The 19,034-nt window shown below is 61.5% G+C and carries 15 protein-coding genes; 5 read left to right on the top strand and 10 right to left on the bottom strand.

All coding sequences use genetic code 11. The annotated features are described in order from the left end of the window. The first annotated feature begins 206 nt into the window (after positions 1–206). Positions 207–467: a YebG family protein gene (locus tag K0H47_RS26375; RefSeq protein ID WP_003212789.1), complete on the top strand. Its 261-nt coding sequence runs from the start codon at positions 207–209 to the stop codon at positions 465–467. Positions 468–577: 110 nt separating this feature from the next. Here K0H47_RS26375 and K0H47_RS26370 read toward each other — a convergent pair whose 3' ends face one another. Beyond that, positions 578–1,303 (bottom strand): dienelactone hydrolase family protein, encoded by a 726-nt coding sequence (locus K0H47_RS26370; protein WP_219273870.1) that lies wholly within the window; start codon positions 1,301–1,303, stop codon positions 578–580. 217 nt (positions 1,304–1,520) lie between these two features. On the opposite strand from K0H47_RS26370, the gene K0H47_RS26365 reads away from it, so the two are divergent. Then, positions 1,521–2,828 carry an acetamidase/formamidase family protein gene (locus K0H47_RS26365; protein ID WP_219273869.1) on the top strand — a complete coding sequence of 436 codons (1,308 nt, stop codon included), beginning with the start codon at positions 1,521–1,523 and terminating at the stop codon, positions 2,826–2,828. A 6-nt stretch (positions 2,829–2,834) separates the two neighbouring features. Here the strand turns inward: K0H47_RS26365 and K0H47_RS26360 are convergent, their stop codons facing one another. After that, the gene (locus K0H47_RS26360; protein ID WP_010176963.1) at positions 2,835–3,854 is read right to left on the bottom strand and encodes a Glu/Leu/Phe/Val dehydrogenase dimerization domain-containing protein; all 1,020 of its coding nucleotides are present in this window, start codon (positions 3,852–3,854) and stop codon (positions 2,835–2,837) included. 186 nt (positions 3,855–4,040) lie between these two features. Here K0H47_RS26360 and K0H47_RS26355 point away from each other — a divergent pair, with 186 nt between their 5' ends. Both K0H47_RS26355 and K0H47_RS26350 read left to right on the top strand, forming a co-directional pair. Continuing rightward, complete coding sequence (locus K0H47_RS26355) at positions 4,041–4,844, top strand: SirB1 family protein (protein ID WP_063033078.1); 804 nt, start codon at positions 4,041–4,043, stop codon at positions 4,842–4,844. A gap of 42 nt (positions 4,845–4,886) precedes the next feature. After that, the gene (locus K0H47_RS26350; RefSeq protein WP_219273868.1) at positions 4,887–5,711 is read left to right on the top strand and encodes a class I SAM-dependent methyltransferase; all 825 of its coding nucleotides are present in this window, start codon (positions 4,887–4,889) and stop codon (positions 5,709–5,711) included. On the opposite strand, the gene K0H47_RS26345 is transcribed toward K0H47_RS26350, so the two are convergent. The 4 genes from K0H47_RS26345 to hmgA all read right to left on the bottom strand — a co-directional run bounded on the left by K0H47_RS26345 (position 5,682) and on the right by hmgA (position 10,436). After that, a complete protein-coding gene (locus K0H47_RS26345) occupies positions 5,682–7,049 on the bottom strand; it encodes an aromatic acid/H+ symport family MFS transporter (RefSeq protein ID WP_063033080.1) in 1,368 nt (455 codons plus the stop codon). The two genes, K0H47_RS26350 and K0H47_RS26345, sit on opposite strands and share 30 nt — an antisense overlap. Positions 7,050–7,214: 165 nt before the next feature. Further along, a complete protein-coding gene (maiA, locus tag K0H47_RS26340; RefSeq protein ID WP_093201643.1) occupies positions 7,215–7,850 on the bottom strand; it encodes a maleylacetoacetate isomerase in 636 nt (211 codons plus the stop codon). 12 nt (positions 7,851–7,862) lie between these two features. After that, the gene (gene fahA / locus K0H47_RS26335; RefSeq protein WP_219273867.1) at positions 7,863–9,149 is read right to left on the bottom strand and encodes a fumarylacetoacetase; all 1,287 of its coding nucleotides are present in this window, start codon (positions 9,147–9,149) and stop codon (positions 7,863–7,865) included. A 3-nt stretch (positions 9,150–9,152) separates the two neighbouring features. Continuing rightward, positions 9,153–10,436: a homogentisate 1,2-dioxygenase gene (gene hmgA / locus K0H47_RS26330; protein ID WP_219273866.1), complete on the bottom strand. Its 1,284-nt coding sequence runs from the start codon at positions 10,434–10,436 to the stop codon at positions 9,153–9,155. A gap of 119 nt (positions 10,437–10,555) precedes the next feature. Between hmgA and K0H47_RS26325 the strand changes: the two genes are divergently transcribed. Next, a complete protein-coding gene (locus K0H47_RS26325) occupies positions 10,556–11,347 on the top strand; it encodes an IclR family transcriptional regulator (protein ID WP_219273865.1) in 792 nt (263 codons plus the stop codon). Between the two features lie 134 nt (positions 11,348–11,481). On the opposite strand, the gene K0H47_RS26320 is transcribed toward K0H47_RS26325, so the two are convergent. The 4 genes from K0H47_RS26320 to K0H47_RS26305 form a co-directional block, all read right to left on the bottom strand. Next, positions 11,482–13,962, bottom strand: a complete 2,481-nt coding sequence (locus K0H47_RS26320; protein ID WP_219273864.1) for a LuxR C-terminal-related transcriptional regulator — start codon at positions 13,960–13,962, stop codon at positions 11,482–11,484. 273 nt (positions 13,963–14,235) lie between these two features. Beyond that, positions 14,236–15,603, bottom strand: coding sequence for a DUF1329 domain-containing protein (locus tag K0H47_RS26315; protein WP_017476034.1), 1,368 nt, complete (start codon positions 15,601–15,603; stop codon positions 14,236–14,238). A 26-nt stretch (positions 15,604–15,629) separates the two neighbouring features. Next, positions 15,630–17,420 carry a DUF1302 domain-containing protein gene (locus K0H47_RS26310; protein ID WP_063033087.1) on the bottom strand — a complete coding sequence of 597 codons (1,791 nt, stop codon included), beginning with the start codon at positions 17,418–17,420 and terminating at the stop codon, positions 15,630–15,632. Between the two features lie 484 nt (positions 17,421–17,904). Beyond that, complete coding sequence (locus K0H47_RS26305) at positions 17,905–18,816, bottom strand: SDR family oxidoreductase (RefSeq protein ID WP_219273863.1); 912 nt, start codon at positions 18,814–18,816, stop codon at positions 17,905–17,907. Between the last annotated feature and the right edge of the window lie 218 nt (positions 18,817–19,034).

Here is a 19,034-nt window from a genome sequence, read left to right as displayed (position 1 = left end):
GAAACCGGCGCAACCCCGGCAAGTTGTCAGAAATTTCTCTTGCTGCAAACCCCCGGATTCCAACTACATTAAAAAGCCACTACCCAAAGCCCATGGATTGGCTTATGCTTTTAGCTGTATATAAATACAGTAGTCGCGAGAACGCTTGGCGACACCCGAACCAAGGGCAACTCCCTTCAATACTGCACCGATGACGAGGCCGAAAAATGGCTGTTGAAACCCTGTATCGCAGTACCCGTGACCTGGAGACTACATTCGTGGATCGCAAACTTGCCGACGCACACGACCAGATGCTTGAACTGGCAGAGTCCCTGATGGAAGTGCTGTTGAAAAACGTCGAAGGCTTGAGCGAGAAGCAGGCTGAAGATGCCGGTATTTTCATGGCCAAGAACCGCGCGGCGTTTGCGGCGGCGTTCAAGAACAATGCGAGTGCATTGGCGGAGATTGGGCAGCCAGCGGCTGAGTGATGCATTGCCAGTAGTGGCGAAAGGGCTTGCTGTGGCCGAGGGCGCTTGCTTGTGGCGAGGGAGCTTGCTCCCTCGCCACAAGGGTTATGTGCAGGCTGGTAAAGCGTGTTTTATACCTGCCACAAGGTCTTGCCGAAGAACGTCAGCGTCCGATCCCACGCCAATTGCGACCAGGCGGCATCATATTGCGTATCCGCAATTCGGCCATCACCAATCGCAGTCTCGTTGGCAAACGCATGGCGCGCCAGGTAGCGATGGAAGGTCGCGTCCACACCGGCCGCGTGCAGTTTCGACTCCAGCTCCGCCACGGTGTCGATGTTGAAGAAGGCATCCTGTGTGCCCCAATGCCCAATCAGCGGCGCCTTGATCTTCGACGCATCCAGGTATTCCAGCGGCGGGAAGCCGTACCACACCACGCCCGCAGCCAATTCCGGAATTGCGTTCAACGCCAGCAACGTCAACGCCCCACCCATGCAGTAACCGGTCACGCCGACTTTTTTCGAATCCGCCTGCAGGTACTGCACAGCACCCTTGATGTCCTGGGAAACCGCGTCACCAAAATCCAGCCCATCCATCAGGTGATGAGCCTCTTCCTCTTCCACCGTCGACGCGCCGCGATAAAGGTCCGGCACCAGCACCCGGTAGCCGCATTCGGCCAGTCGATTGGCCACGCCCTTTATCTGATCGTTGACGCCCCACCACTCCTGGATCACCACGATTGCCGGCGCGCCTTCGAGTACCGCCGGGCTGGCCAGGTAGCCGTTGACGTCCGCGCCATCCGGGCGTTTGAAGGTAATCATGCGCCCGCTGGAGCGCCCTGCTGTTTGTTTGGACATGCCAACCTCGTTCTGATGGGTTTGAAAAAGTAAGCCTGCAACAGAGATATCTGTATTTACCCGTGAACGCCACTGCGGGTGTATCAGAGTGTGTATGGATGCCCCTGAGATACACACGTACCGGCAATGGCGGCAGCGCGACACACAACAGATACACACCGGCGCTTAAGTGATGAAGCCTGTTCAACATTCAATCACTCAGGGCCCGGAAAATAAAATGAATAACCTCCCTTCTGTTGACCGTCTCACCGTCACCTCCTACACCAATGGGCTGCTCGGCCCCAGCCAGAAAATGCTCGGCCCGCTGGCCGACGGTGGCACCTTGATCACCGGCACCCCGCCCGGCTGCTGGGGCCCGATGATTACGCCGGCCTTTGAGGGTGGCCATGAGGTGACCCAGCCGGTGTTTATCGCCGGGGCCGAGATCGGCGACGCGGTGGCGCTGAAGATCAAGCGCATGCGGGTCACGTCTCTGGCCACGTCCTCGGGGGTCATGAGTTTCGTGGAGGGGCGTTACCACGGCGACCCGTTCGTCGCGAAGTTCTGCTCCAACTGCGGGCAAGAGCATCCCGCCAGCCACGTCGAGGGCATTGGAGAAGAAGCCATCCGCTGCGATGCCTGCGGGGCTGAAGTCAGTGCGTTTCGCTTCAGTAATGGCTACGTGATCGTCCTGGATGCCGAGCATCAGGTGAGTCTGACGGTCAACCAGGCCGTGGCGGATCGCCTGGCCGGCAAAGCCTCGGACATGTCGGCGCTGCCCGAACTGTCTGCTCAGCATTCGATCCTGTCCCTGGCCCGCGCCGACATCCCCGGCCTGGCCGCGCATATGCGCCCGTTCCTGGGCAACATCGGCACTACGCCTTCGCGAGATCTGCCGGATTCCCACAACTGCGGCGACTTCGGTCAGTACCTGGTGGGGGCGCCCCATCGCTACGGCATGACCCATGAAGAACTGCACACTGCGAAAACCGATGGCCACATGGATACCAATTCCGTGCGCGAAGGCTGCATCCTGATCTGCCCGGTGAAGGTCCCCGGCGCCGGGGTGTACATGGGCGATATGCACGCCCAGCAAGGCAATGGCGAAATTGCCGGGCATGCCACCGATGTGTCGGGGGAAACTGAACTGACGGTGCAGGTGATCAAGGGCCTGAGCCTGGACGGGCCGATCCTGCTGCAAAACCTCGATGACCTCCCACCCATGGCACGCCCGATGACCGCGGAGCAACGCCTGCGGGTGAAGACGTTGGGTGAGCGCTGGGGACAGGTGGAGATCGAGGAGAACGCGCCCATCACCTTTATCGGCAGTGGGACCAATCTGAACGTCGCGACGGACAACGGACTGGAACGCGCAGCCGCCGTGACCGGGCTGCCGATCGACGAAGTGCGCAACCGCGCGACCATCAACGGTTCCATCGAAATCAGCCGCCTGCCGGGAACCGTGCGGGTCACGATCCTGTGCCCGATGCACATCCTTGATCGTATGGGCGTGGGCCAACTGGCCCGGGAGAAATATCAGCTTTGACCCGCCTCAGCGGTACAGCAAGCGCTCCGCCAGCTCATCCGCCACCCGCGCGGGTGAGCGTTTTTCAGCCTGGGCATGGGCGAAGATTTCGGTCAGGCGCGTGCCGATGTTCGACAGGTGCGCGGTGATGGTTTCCAGCTCTGCGCCGCCGTGCTTGAGGGCCACGTAGATCAGGCCGCCGGAATTGATCACGTAGTCCGGCGCGTAAAGAATCCCACGGCCTTCCAGTTGATCGGCCACTTGCAGGTTGGTCAGCTGCGCACTCGCGGACCCAGCCACCGCCGCGCACCGCAACTGGGCGACCGTGTAGCGGTTGAACACCGCGCCCACGCCGCAGGGCGCGAGGATATCGCACGGGGTGCTGAGCAAGGCTTCATTGGCAATCGGGTGCGCGCCCAGCTGTTCCATGGCCAGTTGTACCTTGCCGTGGTCGATGTCGCTCACCAGCAATTCAGCGCCGGCGGCGTGCAGTTGCTCGGCCAGGGCATAACCGACGTTGCCCAGGCCCTGGATTGCCACGCGTAAACCTTCCAGGTTATCGCTGCCCAGGCGGGCCATGGCGGTGGTGCGAATGCCCGCGAACACCCCCATCGCCGCGTGGGGCGACGGATCGCCAGCCGCCGTGGTGCTGGTGACATAGCGAGTCTGCTGGGCGATGCAATCCATGTCGGCCACCGAGGTGCCGCTGTCGATGGCGGTGATGTAGCGACCATCGAGTTGCTCGATGCAGCGGCCGAAGGCTTCAAACAGCGCGGCGCGGCTTTCCACATGGGCGGGGCGGATGATCACCGCGTTGCCGCCACCCACCGGCAAACCGGCCAGCGCGGCCTTGTAGCTCATACCCTGGGCCAGGCGCGCGGCATCCGCCACGGCACTTTCATCGTCGGGGTAAGAGAGGTAGCGGCAGCCTCCAAGGGCAGGGCCCAGACGGCTGTTGTGGATGGCAATGACCGCCTTTAACCCGGTGGCAGGGTCGACACTCAGGTGCAGCGATTCAAGGCGTGTGCTGTGCATGAGCGCAAACATCGTCGGGCTCCCGAATCACTTCTTGTAGGCGCCAAGTATAGGACTGCCTGCGAAAGCCTGCTGAAGCGCGCAGGAATAAGGCCGCCGGTTTTAAAGGGTTTGCGACATAAACAGGTAGGAGGCTTCTAAAGGCACTGGACGAAAGTTCACAGCAAGGCTAAAACGAGGCATCCGCCGGAGAACCCAATGAAGCCCCGCGACGCTTTTTTTGCCTGCCTGGAACGATCACCGCCCGCGCTGTTTGAAGCCGCGCTGTGGATGGCGGCCGAGCACGACCCCGCAGTGGACCCCGTGGCCATCCTGCAGGACTTCAAGGTGTTGCAGCAGTTGGTCAGCCTCAGCCTGCCGATGCTGCCGGCGGATGAACTCGGGCAACCCTTGCTGCGGCGCATGAATGACCTGGGGTTCGCTCAGGATGACCACACCCCGCTGCGCCCCGCCGCCGCCCTGCTGGACAAGGTGTTGAAGCGCAAACGCGGGCAGCCGCTGGCATTGGGGCTGATTGCCCTGGAGCTGGCGCGGCGCCTGGACATCCCCTTGGTCGGCGTCAACTTTCCGGGGCATTTCCTGTTGCGGGTGCCGGGGGCCGATCACCTGCTCGACCCCTGTGGCGGCCGACGTCTGTACCCCAACGATTGTCGCGACCTGCTGACTCGCCAGTACGGCCCCAATCTCAAGTTGCAGGCCGACCACCTGCACACGGCCGAGCCGCGTTCGATCCTGCAGCGGCTGTCACGCAATCTGCGCCAGTTGCACCTGTCCAACGACGACCACCTGGCCGCTCTGGTGGACGCCGAACGCGTGCTGGAGCTGGGCAACGCCAGCGCCGCCGACTACCTGGCCCGGGCCAGTTTGTATCAGCGTCTGGATTGCCCGAACGCCGAGCGTTTTGACCTGGAACACGCGTTGATGCTCAGCGAAGACCCGATCCAGCGCCTGCGCCTGACCGAACGCCTGGGGCATTTGCCGCCCAACTCTGTGGTGCATTGACCCGCTTGGCGTAAGCTGTACCGCCCCATGGATGAGGTTGTCATGCCCCTGCGCTCCCCCGCCGAACGTTACCTCGAAGATTTTCACCAACGCCAGCCCGGCACCACCAGCGCGGCATTCGCCGAACTGAAGGCGGTGAAATACAGCTCATCCTATGCCGCATTGACTGCACATGTGCCCACCGCACAAAGCCCGTTGAACGTGCTGGACCTGGCCTGCGGCGATGGTTATCTGCTCAAGCTGCTGGCTGACCGCCAGCAACCCGGCTTGCAACTGACCGGTGTCGACATGAGCCAGGCGGAGCTGGACGCCGCCCGCTTGCGTCTCCCATCTGATGTAACGCTGCTCAAGGAACGCGCCCAGGCATTGAGTATGGCCACGGGCAGCGTCGACGTGCTGCTGTCGCACATGGCAATCATGCTGATGGATGATCTTGAACAGGTACTGCAAGAAGTACAGCGGATATTGCGCAGCGGCGGCACGTTGGCGGTGCTGATCGGCAGGACGTTTCTACTCGGCCCTGCTGGCGACGCATTCCTGGACGCGTTTCGCCCAATCGCCAAGGAGGACAGGTTGCCCCACTTGCCCATGGGCGACCCGCGCACCCGCAGTGAAGCCGGCTGGGGAACCTTGCTGGCAGAGCATTTCACTGATATCCACTTCGAAGACATCGACGCCCACTGGCAGCCTCAGCCAGCCGCACTGTGGACGTCATTGAAAGAAACCTACGATATCGACCGGCTGACAATCCCTGCCAAGGCCCGCCTGAAAGAACGCTTCCTGACCGCCATCACCCACCTTCGGCAGAGTGATGGCAGCGTGTCCACCGGCTGGGGATTACGCGTGATCAGCGCCCGGCGCCAATAACGCATCAGGGCCTTGTGGTGCTGCGCCCATGGGCGAGCGCACTTGGATAATCAACAACGCCGCAATCACCGCGGGGATCGCGCAGAAGAAGAAAATCTGCTGCACCGGAATGTGCATCGCCAGCAACAGGCTGCCGAACAACGGCCCCAGGATCGAACCGAACCGCCCGACGCCCAACGCCCAGCCAGTACCGGTCGCCCGTACGTGAGCCGGGTAGAAGTTACTGGCGAACGCGTTCAGGGTCAGTTGACCGCCGATGATGCAGAAGCCCGCCGCAAACACGCAGGCCACCAGATAGCGCGGATTGTCGTGGTTCAGCCCCAGCAGAATGGTGCACACCGCAGCCGCTGCCAGCACGCCGGACAGCAGGCGGACTTTGCTTTTCAACCGATCGGCAAACCAGGCCATGCCGATGGCGCCTAGTGTCCCGGCGAACAGGAACATCGAGGTCACCAGATTGGCTTCGTTCAGGCCCAAACCGCTTTCCAGCAACAGCGAAGGCAACCAGCTGATCATGAAATACAGCAGGATCAGGCTGACAAAAAACGTCGCCCACAGCAGTAATGTCGGACGCGCGTAGCCATGGCGGAACAGCTCCACCACTGTCAGTTTGCTGCCTTGCTCCTGGCGGTTTTCTGCCTCGCTCGCCGCCGGCGGTTGCCAGCCTGGCAGCATCCGCGCGGTGACTTTTTGCAGGCGCGCATAAGGCGGTGCATCACGCAGCAGGCGCGGGAGCGATTCAGGCAGCATCCAAGCGAGAAACGGGAACAACAGCAATGGCGTCACACCACCGGCGAGGAACACCGCCTGCCAGCCGAAACTGTCGATAAACCCGGCCGCGACAAAACCACCGGCCGCACCACCGAAAGAGAAGCCACAGGCCGCCAGCGTCACCATCAATGTTCGCAGGCGGGGTGGTGAGTATTCCGACATGAGGGCCATGGCACTGGGCATCGCGCCGCCCATACCAATGCCGCAGATAAAACGGGCGGCCATCAAGGTATTGAGGGAGTTGGCGAACACCATCAGCACCGTGAGGCTGGCGTAGATCAACACACAGCACAGCAGGATGCGCCGCACCCCGAAGCGATCCGCCAGCGGCGTGACGGCCAGGGAACCCAGGGTCAGCCCCAACAGGTTGGCGCTGAACACCGGGCCGAACGCGGCTTTTTCCAGGCCCCAGTCCTTGGCCAGAGCCGGGACCACGTAGCCCAGGACCTGGGCGTCGTAGCCGTCGGTGACCAGCAACAGCGCCAGCAACAGGAGAATCAACCACTGATAGCGCGACACCGGGCGGGCGTCGAGTGCCGCACGAAAGCTGGCAATCTGATTGTGCATCGCAAGGGACCTGTATTGTTTTTATATATTTTGGACACGCTGAAGATCACATGTGGGAGCGGGCTTGCTCGCGAAAGCGGTATGCCAGTCAATACATCTGCTGACTGATACACCGTATTCGCGAGCAAGCCCGCTCCCACATTTGGCCGGTGTGAGCCTGGAGATTTATGGGGTATCCGGTTGGTTGGCGGGATGAGCCGCCATGAACGCCGGATGCTGCGCCGCCAATCCCGCCACCCGCTGAATGCGTGGATACGCCGCCAACGACACCTTAAACCGCTCCGCCGCATACAACTGTGGAATCAAGAACGTATCCGCCATCCCCGGCTGGTCGCCAAAGCAATAACCCTGATCACCAATCAACTGCTCAACCGCCGCCAGACCCTGGCTGATCCAGTGCCCGATCCACTCCAACACTTGCGCCTCATCGTGCCCCCACTGCTTGAGCAGATTCTGGGTACTGGAGTTGTGCAGCGGATGAATGTCGCAGCCGATGATCGACGCCACCGCGCGCTCATGGGCGCGGGTCGCCAAATCCCTGGAGAGCAACGGCACCTGTGGATAACGTTCCTCCAGGTACTCGATGATCGCCGGTGACTGAATCAGCACATCACCATCATCGGTGCGCAAGGCCGGCACACGACCCTGCGGGTTGATCGCCAGGTACTCCGGCTGATGGTTGGCGCCGCCCTTGGGCACCAGCAGGTTGACCGGCACTGCGGTGAAGTCCAGGCCCTTGAGGGCCAGCGCGATCCGCACCCGGTACGACGAAGTAGAGCGGTAGTAGGTATAGAGTTCCATGGCCCTGCCCTCTTAGCGCGCCGCGACCACGGTACCCCGGCATTCGCCGAAGCCGATGGAGGCAAACCCGTCGCGGGTGCAGCGGGCACGCAGGATGATTTCATCGCCGTCTTCGAGGAACTTACGCACCTCTCCAGACGCCAATTCGATCGGCTTTTTACCGCCTTCGGTGATTTCCAGCAGGCTGCCGAACTGACCGGCTTCCGGCCCCGACAAGGTGCCCGAACCGAACAGGTCGCCGGCCTGCAACTGGCAGCCGTTGACACTGTGGTGCGCAACCATCTGCGCGACGGTCCAGTACATGTGTTGGGTGTTGCTCAGGGTCAAGCGATGGGCCGGCAGGTTCTGCTCACGCATCGCGGCGGTGGTCAGCAGTACTTCCAGTTCGATATCAAAACCACCAGCGGCCTGGTCGCGCTTGTCCAGAAGGTACGGCAGGGGTTGCGGGTCGCCTTGAGGGCGCGCCGGTTGTGCCTTGCGGAATGGTTCCAGGGCTTCAGCCGTCACCACCCATGGCGAAATGCTGGTGATAAAACTCTTCGACAGGAACGGGCCCAGCGGCTGGTATTCCCAAGCCTGGATATCCCGCGCCGACCAGTCGTTGAGCAGGCAGAAACCGGCGATGTGATCAGCGGCGTCACCAATGGCAATCGAGTCGCCCATGGCATTGCCCTGGCCGATCCAGATGCCCAGCTCCAGCTCGTAGTCCAGGCGTACGCAAGGGCCGAAGGTCGGCTCGGTTTGACTGGCTGGCAGCGTCTGGCCTTTAGGGCGGCGGACGTCGGTGCCCGACGGGCGAATGGTCGACGCACGGCCGTGATAACCGATCGGCACGTACTTGTAGTTGGGCAGCAGCGGGTTGTCCGGGCGGAACAGTTTGCCGACGTTTTGCGCGTGCTCGATGCCGACGTAGAAGTCGGTGTAATCATTGATTTTGGCCGGCAGGTGCATCTGGCAAGCGGCAGCCGGATGCAGCGCTGATTGCAGTTTGCCTTGCAGGTCGCTGCCTTCCGCCAGCAGTTCCAGCAGGCGTTCACGCAGGGCCACACGCGGGCCACGGCCCAGTTCAAAAAACGCATTCAGTTGGCCACCAGCAGTGGCTTCAACGGCACGGCGGGCCTCGCCCTCAAAGAATTCCAAAGCGGCCTGCAGATCGAAAACATGATCGCCGATCGCCACGCCACTGCGCGGTGCAGCGCCGTTAACGCTGAACACACCCAACGGCAGGTTTTGCAGCGGGAAATCCCGGTGACCGTTGGCGGAAGCCACCCAGCTGCGGGTGAGATTAGGCTGAGTCATGGGTTATCTCCGATTCGGGTTGAAGGTTGCAGGGAGCGAGGCCCAGCAAGCGTCGTAAGAAGGTTGCAGCTGTGAGCATTCCAGCGCGAATTGTGTAGGGCGCAGCACCTGGCTGGTCTCGAACATAAAGGCCATGGTGTTATCAATCTTGTGGGGCTCAAGCGTCGCGTTGATGGCCTTGGTGCAGGTCTCGCCATCCGGGCCATGGGCGCTCATGCAGCTGTGCAACGACGCGCCACCGGGCACGAAGCCTTCGGCCTTGGCATCGTAGGCGCCCTGGATCAGGCCCATGTATTCGTTCATCAGGTTGCGGTGGAACCACGGTGGCCGGAAGGTGTTTTCGGCAACCATCCAGCGAGGCGGGAAGATCACGAAGTCGAGGTTGGCCAGGCCATGCACGCTGGTGGGCGAGGTCAATACGGTGAAGATCGACGGGTCTGGGTGATCGAAACTCACGGTGCCAATGGTGTTGAAGCGGCGCAGGTCGTATTTGTACGGCACGTTGTTGCCGTGCCACGCCACCACGTTCAGCGGCGAATGGTCCAACTCGCAGCCCCAGAGTTCGCCGAGGAATTTCTGCACCAGCGTGGTTGGTTGCTTGAGGTCTTCGTAATGAGCGACGGGGGTGAGGAAATCCCGTGGGTTGGCCAGGCCATTGCTACCGATCGGCCCGAGGTCCGGTAGGCGCAGTGGCGCGCCATGGTTTTCAGCGACGTAGCCGCGGGCTTGTGCATCCAGCAGTTCGACGCGGAATTTCAGACCGCGGGGCAGCACGACTATTTCCAGCGGCTCAACGTCCAGCACACCCAGTTCGGTGGCGATACGCAGGCGGCCCTGCTCGGGAACAATCAACAGTTCGCCGTCGGCGTTGAAGAACACGCGGTCCATGGAGCGATTGGCGCGGTAGTTGTAGATGCTGATGCCCGAAGGTTTTTCCGACCCGGAATTGGCGACCATGCCGACAAGCCCGTCGATGAAATCTGTCGGCTCAGCGGGAATATCCAGCGGGTTCCAGCGCAGGCGATTAGGCGTCACCGCTCCAAGCGGGCCACTGGCCAATTGCCGCTCCAGCTTGACGAACGCCGGGTGATTGGCCGACGGCTGGATGCGGTACAACCAGGTGCGCCGGGCTTCGCTGCGGGCCATGGTGAAGGCGGTGCCGGAGAAGAGTTCGGTGTACAGCCCGTAGGGCGCTTTCTGCGGGGCGTTCTGGCCAACCGGCAGTGCGCCGGGCAAGGCTTCGCTGGCAAATTCATTGCCGAAGCCTGATTGGTATTCGAGGGTCATGGATCGTCCTCTGAGCGGAAGTTGTTTTTATCGTAATCCAGTTACGCATAACGTAATTTGATACCTGTTGACCGTCAAGCTATAAAGACGCCCATTCGTCTTTCGGATTCATGCCCTCCATGGAAAAGCCGCCCGCCCCCCGCGACACCGGTAAACAGAAAGTCCGCTCGGCTGAAGTGGGCACCGACATCCTCAAGGCCCTGGCTGAACTGTCGCCGGCCACCTCGTTGTCGCGCCTTGCCGAACACGTGCAAATGCCGGCGAGCAAGGTCCACCGCTACTTGCAGGCGCTGATTGCCTCCGGTTTTGCTGAACAGAACACCGCCACCAACCATTACGGCCTGGGCCGCGAAGCCTTGCGCGTGGGGCTGGCCGCGCTGGGCAGCATGGACGTGCTGAAAGTCGCCGCCCTGCCCCTGGCGGAACTGCGGGACGAGTTGAATGAAACCTGCTTCCTGGCCGTTTGGGGCAACCAGGGCGCGACCGTGGTGCACATCGAGCCGGCAGTGCGCGCGGTAACGGTGGTGACGCAATTGGGCTCGGTGTTGCCGCTGCTCAGCTCATCCACCGGGCTGGTGTTCAGCGCGTTTCTGCCGTCGCGGGAAACCGTGGAGTTGCGGGAGCGGGAAATTCAGGCGGGCATCGCCCATGCGTTGGCGGATGACCAGGCGTACGCCACCACCTGCGAGCAGATCCGCCAGCGAGGCCTGCACTTTGTGCACGGTTTGCTGATGCCGGGTGTGGACGCGTTGTCGGCGCCGGTGTTCAACGCGGTCGGCCAAGTGGCGGCGGTTTTGACCGTAGTGGGGCCGACTTCGCTGTTCCATGCCGATGAAGATGGCCCGGCGGCGAAGCGTTTGTTGGCGGCCACCCAGGCGGTGAGTTGGCGGATGGGTTATCAGCTTCCCTGACACAACGCAGGCTAATGTGGGAGCTGGCTTGCCTGCGATAGCGGTGCATCAGGTTAGCTGTCTGTCGCTGACACACCGTCATCGCGGGCAAGCCCGGCTCCCACATTAGCCTGCGTTGATTTCGAGATTAGAGTTCAGGCCATCAATCCCAAGGTTTTGGCCTTGGCCACCGCCTGGGTACGCCGCTCCACCCCCAACTTGCTATGAATCCTCCGGGCATGGGTTTTCACCGTGTGCAGCGAGATAAACAACTGCCCGGCAATTTCCAGATTTGAATTGCCCTGGGCAATCAATTGCAGCACCTCAAGCTCGCGCTGGCTCAGAGGGTTTTCCCCGGCCGTCGCCTGACACTCTTGCGGCTCCAGCCCCAGCGCACTCAACAACCCCGGTTGCCGGAGGCGCAACTCGCGAATCGCCTGTTGTACCTGGCAACGCCCCGCCAGCTCCAACCCGGCCTCCAGGGAGCGCACGGCCAACGGGCGATCGCCGATCTGCCAGGCCACTTCCCCCAGCACCAAGTGCAACTCCGCCTCCAGGCAGAGCATTCCGCGCTGACGGGCAGTCCCCAGTAACGCACTCAAGCGGGCGACAGGCTCTTCGGCGCGGCGCAATTTCACTTCGGCCAACACCTGCAAATATTCAAGGCGCGGGATCAGCTCCAGGGTGGCCGGCGGCGCCTGTTTGGCCTTCGGCCCCCGGTAGTGACGCAGCACGCGGGTCACCGCTTCCAGGGTCAGTTCGGCGCGGCCCTGTTGCAGCCAGAAATGCCCGCTGAGCAACAGCAGCACAGCGCGGTACACGGTGTCGGGCACCTGGCGTTGCTGCATCAGGCGCTCGGCGTCCCGCAACTGGATAAACGCCTCGGCGTAATCGCCTTTGTTGGCGGCCAATAAAGCCAGACCAAGGTAGCCATAGAGCACGCGTTTGTCCTGGCTGTGCAGGCACATGCCCAGGCCGGATTCAAAGCATTCGGCGGCCACGGCGTCGTGGCCCTGGCGCAGGGCCAAATGCCCCCGTCGTAACAAAATCCGCCCCACCAACGGCCCGGCCTTGAGTCGCTGTTGCACCAGCATGCGCTGCACGTTTTCCAGCAGGCTTTGGGCCCGATACGGCGCGCCGCGCTGTTCCAGCAACTGCGCATGATCCAGTTCCAACAGCGCCTCCAGCAGCAATGAGCCATGGGAGCGCGCCAGGCACAACGCCTCGCGGTTCAGCGCTTGGGCCACGTCCAGCTCACCACGCAGCAGGGCTTGCTGGGTCAGTCCCGACAGGCACATTAAGCGCGACGTCCAGGCGCTCTCGGGCAAGTCTTGCAGGGCTTCCAGAAAATGTTCCCGAGCCCGTGCGGCTTCGCCTCCCAGGTGTAACAACCAACCCCATTGCGCCTGCCAGCGAGCCAGCAGATAGCGCTGCGAATGCGCAGTCGGTTGCGGGGTGAAACGCGCCAGTTGATCGATGCATAACGCCGCCTGATCGAAGCGCCCGGCAAACAGCAACGCCGCCGTTACCAAGCCCACCAGTTGCGCCGAACCCAGCATCAATTCAACACCATGCTGCTCATGCAGCCGCAACAGCAGCACGGCGTTTTGCTGGCGGAACAGGTCTTCAAAACTGAAATGCTGCAACAGGCTCACGGCCACTTCGTACTCTTCGGCCAGCAGCGCCTGCTCAAACGCGGCTTGCCAGTCCTCGGCGGCGGTAAACCATTGGCAGGCGCGACGGTGCCAGGAGCGCTTGGCCGGCCAGGGTTCGTCGCGCATGAGCTGCGCCAACGGCGGGAAGACTTGCAGCCAGTCGGTGGCGTCTTCCCAGGGTTCGATAAAGGCGCCCAACGTCTGCAAGTCACGCAGATAATCACCGAAGCCGAACAGATGATCACACAGGCTCGGGTTGAAACGTGGCAGGTGTGCAAGCACGCGCCAGGCTTCGGCCAACTCGGGGGCCAGGCCGCTGAACAGCTCGTGCTGCAGGTAGTCGAGCAAGGTTTTGTCAGGGTGCCCGTCGCTCTCAAGCAACGCGATGCGCACGCCGGCGCACCAGCCTGCGCTGAACTTAAGCACCTTGTCGACGCAGGGCCCGGCCAAGTGCTGGATCTCGGTGTGATCAAACGCTAGCTCGGCTGCGTTGCACTCCCACAGTTCATCGTCGAGTAACAGGCGTGGCCAATTGCAGGCCGGCCGCCGCCGTGCGCCAATCCACCAGGTTAAAACGGGACTGCTGGCCGCCAGAATGCGATCGAGCAACGCATCCAGTTCAGGTGCCGGTACTCGGCAGAAGTCATCGAGGAACAACCAGGCCGGCGCTTGCCAACGGTTGAGGGCCAGCAGCAGCGTGGGCTCATCGACAAACACCAGGCCGAGGCTTTGGGCCAGACGCTGACACAAATCCAGTGCCGCGCCGTTCAGCGGCAACCAGTACACCTGGCACTCCGCAGGCGCCTGCAGCGCGCACTCGGCGAGCAACGCACTCTTGCCACTGCCGGCCGGGGCGCAGAGCAGCTTCACCCGCGCCGAGGCGTTGAGCAAAGGCCCGGCCAAACGCGGGCGTAGCAGATGATGGGGAGACAAACGTGGCATGAATCCAGGACGATCCAGACAACGGGTCATGGCGGTCATTACTGCGTCCCTGTTTTTTATTATTAGGCGGCGTGCCCCCTACCCTAGTCCTGTGGCTGGCGGTTGTTGAGGAGTATTCAGCAGGCTGATTGCCGGGCATAAAAAAGCCGGGAGCCAAAAGGCAACCCGGCATGAGATTCAGCGTTGAAATGCGTTCCAGTGTGGGAGCTGGCTTGCCTGCGATAGCGGTGTTTCAGGTTAGGTATCTGTTACTGATACACCGCTATCGCAGGCAAGCCAGCTCCCACAGTTTGACCGTATTTCAATCAGGTTTTAGCGCACGCCTTCAGAGCGCAATGCCGCCGGCGTGTAGTCGGCCGCCTTGGCCGCAAAGCCGAACACAAAGCTGCTCTTCTCTTCGTTCTTCATCCCCAGGGCGATGTAGCGCCCGGCGATGATGTCGTACAGGGTTTCGACGGTGTAGGCCGGTACCTGGTGGTCGTAGTAGAACTGCGCGTGACCTTCAGCGACACGCCACAGTTGGCCACGGCCGTCGTAGTGGTCCACCAGCGCCACTTGCCAGCTGTCTTCGTCGATGTACATGTGGCGCTTGGCGTAGATGTGCCGCTCGCTCGGTTTTACGGTGCCGATCACTTCCCAGACCCGGTGCAGCTCGTAGCGGGTCAAGTCCTGGTTGATGTGGCCGGCCTTGATGATGTCGTCGTACTTGAGGGTCGGCGAATCAAGCTTGTAGCTGTTGTAGGGGATGTACATCTCCTTCTTGCCCACCAGCTTCCAGTCGTAGCGGTCCGGGGCGCCGGAGAACATGTCGAAGTTATCCGAGGTGCGCAGGCCGTCGGCCGCAGTGCCCGGCCCGTCATAGGCAACCTGCGGCGCACGGCGTACCCGGCGCTGACCGGCGTTGTAGACCCAGGCCAGGCGCGGCTCCTTCACCTGGTCGAGGGTTTCATGCACCAGCAGCACGTTGCCGGCCAAGCGCGCCGGGGCGGTCACCGATTGCTTGAAGAAGGTCAGCACGTTGGCGCCCTTGACCGGGTCCATGTCCGGGATCAGTTGCGGCACGGCCACTTCTTCTTCGAAGCGGATCGGTGTGTAGCTGCCGTTGGTCTGCGGCGTGGCCTGGGTGATGATGCGGCGCAGGTTGCCGCCGTGGTAACGGGTGATGTGGTTCCACAGCACTTCCACGCCGTTCTTCGGAATCGGGAAGGCGTAGTAGCGGTTGCCGGTGAAGTTCTCCAGGCCGTTGCCGTCGTTGATCGCATGCACATTGAGCGCGCTGCGCTTGATCGACTCGTAGATCTCCGGCGGCAGGTTGACCGTGCGGTGGGTCGGGTACACCGGGATCTTGTAGGTTTGCGGGTAGCGCTTGAACATCGCCACCTGGCCTTCGGACAGTTTGTCCTTGTACTTGTCGACGGTGGCGGCGGTGATCACGAACAGCGGTTTTTCACTGGCAAACGGGTCAGCAAGGAAGCCTTTGCTATCTACCGCTCCCGCGTTTTTCGGGATGCCACCGGTCCATGCCGGGATCGAGCCGTCAGCGTTACCGGCCTTTTCGGCACCCACCGGGGTCAGGGTGGTGCCAAGTTTGGCCGCTTCTTCCGGCGACACCGCAGCCATTACGTTGGCCGCCAACAGGCTCAGTGCCAACACGCCGCATTGCAGAATCATCTTGCGCATAGTCTTTTGTCCTTCTTTAAGCCAAATCAGAAGTTCACGCCAAAGCTGAGGGCGATGAAGTCGCGGTCGGTGAGGGTGTTGTAGTCACCGCCAAAAAAGTCGGTGTAGCTCAGGCTCGCGGTGTAGGTGTTGCGGTAGTCCGCGTCCACACCGACGCTGATGGCCTTGGCGCCTTCGTTGAACAGGCCGTTGGGGCCATAGCCGCTGACATCCTGGGACCACGACACGTTGGGTTTGAGATTGACCCCGGCAAACACGTTGTTGTAATCGAGGATGGCCCGGGCGCGATAACCCCAGGAGTTGGCCGTGACAAAACCGTCGGTGTCACCGCCGAAGCCGTATTGGCCGTAGACCGAGTCACGGCCGTAACGCAGCTTGGATTTCGCCTCCAGCCCGCCCACATGCACGAAGGCCGCTTCGCCCACCAGCGTCAGGCGTTCGGCGCCCAGCACCTGGTCGAAGAACTGGGTCATGGTGCTTTGGATCTGGGTGATTTCCTTGCGGCGGTAGCCAGCGTTGTCGGCACCGAAGGAACTGGCGATCGGTGACGCGGCGTTACCGGCAATCGGGTTGACCAATGCCAGCGTCAGGTCGGTGGTGTTGAGTTGTACGGGGGCATTCGGCCGGTAGCTGATTTCGCCGGTCCAGGCCGTGCCGGTGGGCAAGGTGGTCGAGAAGCTGGCGCCGAACAGGCGGATATTTTCCGGATAGTCGAGGTAATACTGACCGCGACCGAGCATCGTGCTTTGCGCCAGCCCAGACCCGGAACCCGGTGCAATCCCGTTGGCGGCATTGACGATACGGCCAATGGTTGCCAGGTTGGTGTTGGCGGTGATGGTACCGACGGTGGGCGTGCGACTGTGGTAGTTCATGAAGTACAGGCCGTACTCCGTGTCATCCCCCAGCCAGCGCAACGCCATCCCGAACTGGCCGCCATCGCGCGCCTCGCGGTCTTTTGCACGCTGCACCACCACGCCTTCGTTCGTGACCTGGAAGCCCTGGCCAAACGCCGCCGCCACCGGTTGCAATGGTGCAATCGCCGGGCTGCCGACGGTGTAGTTGCCGTTGCAGCCATGGGCCACCACGTCGTTGCCGAAGAAGGTGCCGCAGTTATCCACCACGGTGTTTTCCCAGTTCAACTGGTAGAAACCTTCCACGCTCAGTTGGTTGGTGAGGCTTTGGGAAGCGAACACCATGTTGACCGGAATCAGGCCTTCCTTGATCTCGGCACCGGGCCGGCGGAACGCGGAAACGTCGATGGGGTTGATGCTGTTGATGGAGTTGCCGATGAACGTACTTTCACCCCAACTGACCACCTGCTTGCCGACGCGCACGTTGCCCGGCAAATCGCCGATGGAATAGTTGTGATAGACAAACGCGTCGAGTAATTCGTAGCCGGAAGAGCGTGCGCCCTCGTCGCGGTGGTTATTGCTGATCTGCTTGAATTCGCGGTCTTCGTCCTGCAGTTCGAAGTCGTACCAGTACTTGCCGCGCACGAACACGCCGCTGTCGCCGTACTTGAGCTCCAGGTCGTGGATGCCCTTGAAGATCTTGGAGAAGGTCTCGCCCTTCTTGAAGTTCAGGCGACCGTCATCGCCGGTGGAAGCCTGGCCGGTGCCGCCGTTGGGAATACCCACCAGCTTCTTGTCGGCGTCGCGCATGCCCCAGCTGGCACCGACCGACAGCGAGGAATCGAATTGCCCTTCGATCTCGCCGATGTTGAACGAAACAGCCTGCGCCTGGGCACAGCAACCCAAAGCAACCGCAGCGGCCAGCGCCTGTGGCCTGAAGATGGCGCGCATTGTTGTTCTTGTCATGCGTCTTCCCCGGTGGTGTGACAGAAGGCCCCACCCTACTGCCCGCGATCAGGAGCGATAAGCGCACCAAGGAGGTATTCGTGTTGTCGCTCTAAAGGATGAAAGGGCGCTCTGGCCGGGGTATTGGCGAGGGTATGGACGAGATGGATGAAGGGTTATCAGAAGGATGGATGAGGCCTTATTGCCACTGTTGCCGGTTCGGTAACAGTCCTTGTCTCGAATCGCTATTTTTCATTCTGTAACAAAAGCCTATTCTTGCTTGGCTTTCAGGGCAAACCGCCCGCTTCCATAACCTGGAAGAACAGCATGCTTTTATGGATTGATCACTACTTTCAATCTGTTACCGGTGTTCACTGACGTTGATTTATTGCTCCTTGATCAAACGTCTTACTTCAGCCGCTGCCTTTGCAGCGGCTTTTTTTATGCCTGAAATAAACCGGGGCGCCATGGCGCCCCGGTTGATTAAAACTTTTTCATGCAACGATCACAGGCTGTAGTTCTGCAGATTGGCCATCATCTCTTTCAAGGCTTCGATGTTGTCCTTGGGGTGAGCGGCCCCGTCGAAATCGCAGATTTGCTGCCAGTGGGCGGCGACGTCATCCGGCGAGAACCCTGCCTCAGGGTCGAAGCCAACACCCAGGCTGCGCTCCCAGCGGGTCTTGCCAATCCAGCCACCGCCCACCTCGAACAGCCCGGAAGTTTCCTGACATGCCTCGCTGCCCAGGTACACCACCAGCGGGCTGATCAATTCCGGCTTGAGGCGTTCGAAGACTTGCGGCGGGATCAGGCCTTCGGTCATGCGTGTGCCACCGGTGGGCGCGATGGCGTTGACCAGGATGTTGTTCTTGCGGCCTTCCAGCGCCAGGGTTCGGGTCAAGCCGTACAAGCCGAGCTTGGCCATGCCGTAGTTGGACTGGCCGAAGTTGCCGTAGATGCCTGAGGTCGAGGCGGTGAAGATTACCCGGCCATAGGCTTGTTCGCGCAGGTGGGGCCACGCGGCGCGAGTGACTTTGTAGGCGCCTTCGACGTGTACGCGGTAGACCAGGTCCCAGTCGCTGTCTTCCATTTTGTGGAAGGTTTTGTCCCGCAGGATGCCGGCATTGTTGACGACGACGTCGATGCGGCCGAAGGCGTCGAGGGCGTTCTGGACGATTTTGTCGCCGTCGGTGACGGAGTCGTGGTTGGCTTCGGCGATACCGCCGGCCTCGCGGATTTCGGCGACGACGCGGTCGGCCGCCGAGGCGTTGGCGCCTTCGCCCTGGGTTGAGCCGCCAAGATCGTTGACCAGCACTTTGGCGCCGTGTTTGGCGAACAGCAGTGCATGGGCGCGACCCAGTCCGCCGCCAGCACCGGTGACGATCACGACCTTGTCTTGGAACTGCACAGGCTCACTCATTGGGGACTCCAGGGGCGGTTAGGGGTGGATGGGTTGAGTGTCAGGCACGGGGCTTGCGGTCACAATAAATACGGTTGGGGGTGAATGGTGCGCGATAAGGCTGGGGGATGATTGGTGTGGGGTAGATGGGGTACATATCCGTTGCTGCGGTAACGGCCGCTTAGGGTTCCGCTCTTACAGCGGCTCACTTTTGAAAAGCGCAAAAGTAAGCAAAACGC

Origin of the sequence: Pseudomonas sp. Xaverov 83, from assembly GCF_019352905.1 — a bacterium.
In the GTDB taxonomy this organism is placed as follows: Bacteria; Pseudomonadota; Gammaproteobacteria; order Pseudomonadales; family Pseudomonadaceae; genus Aquipseudomonas; species Aquipseudomonas yamanorum.
This window is presented reverse-complemented; position numbering and strand designations above follow the sequence as displayed.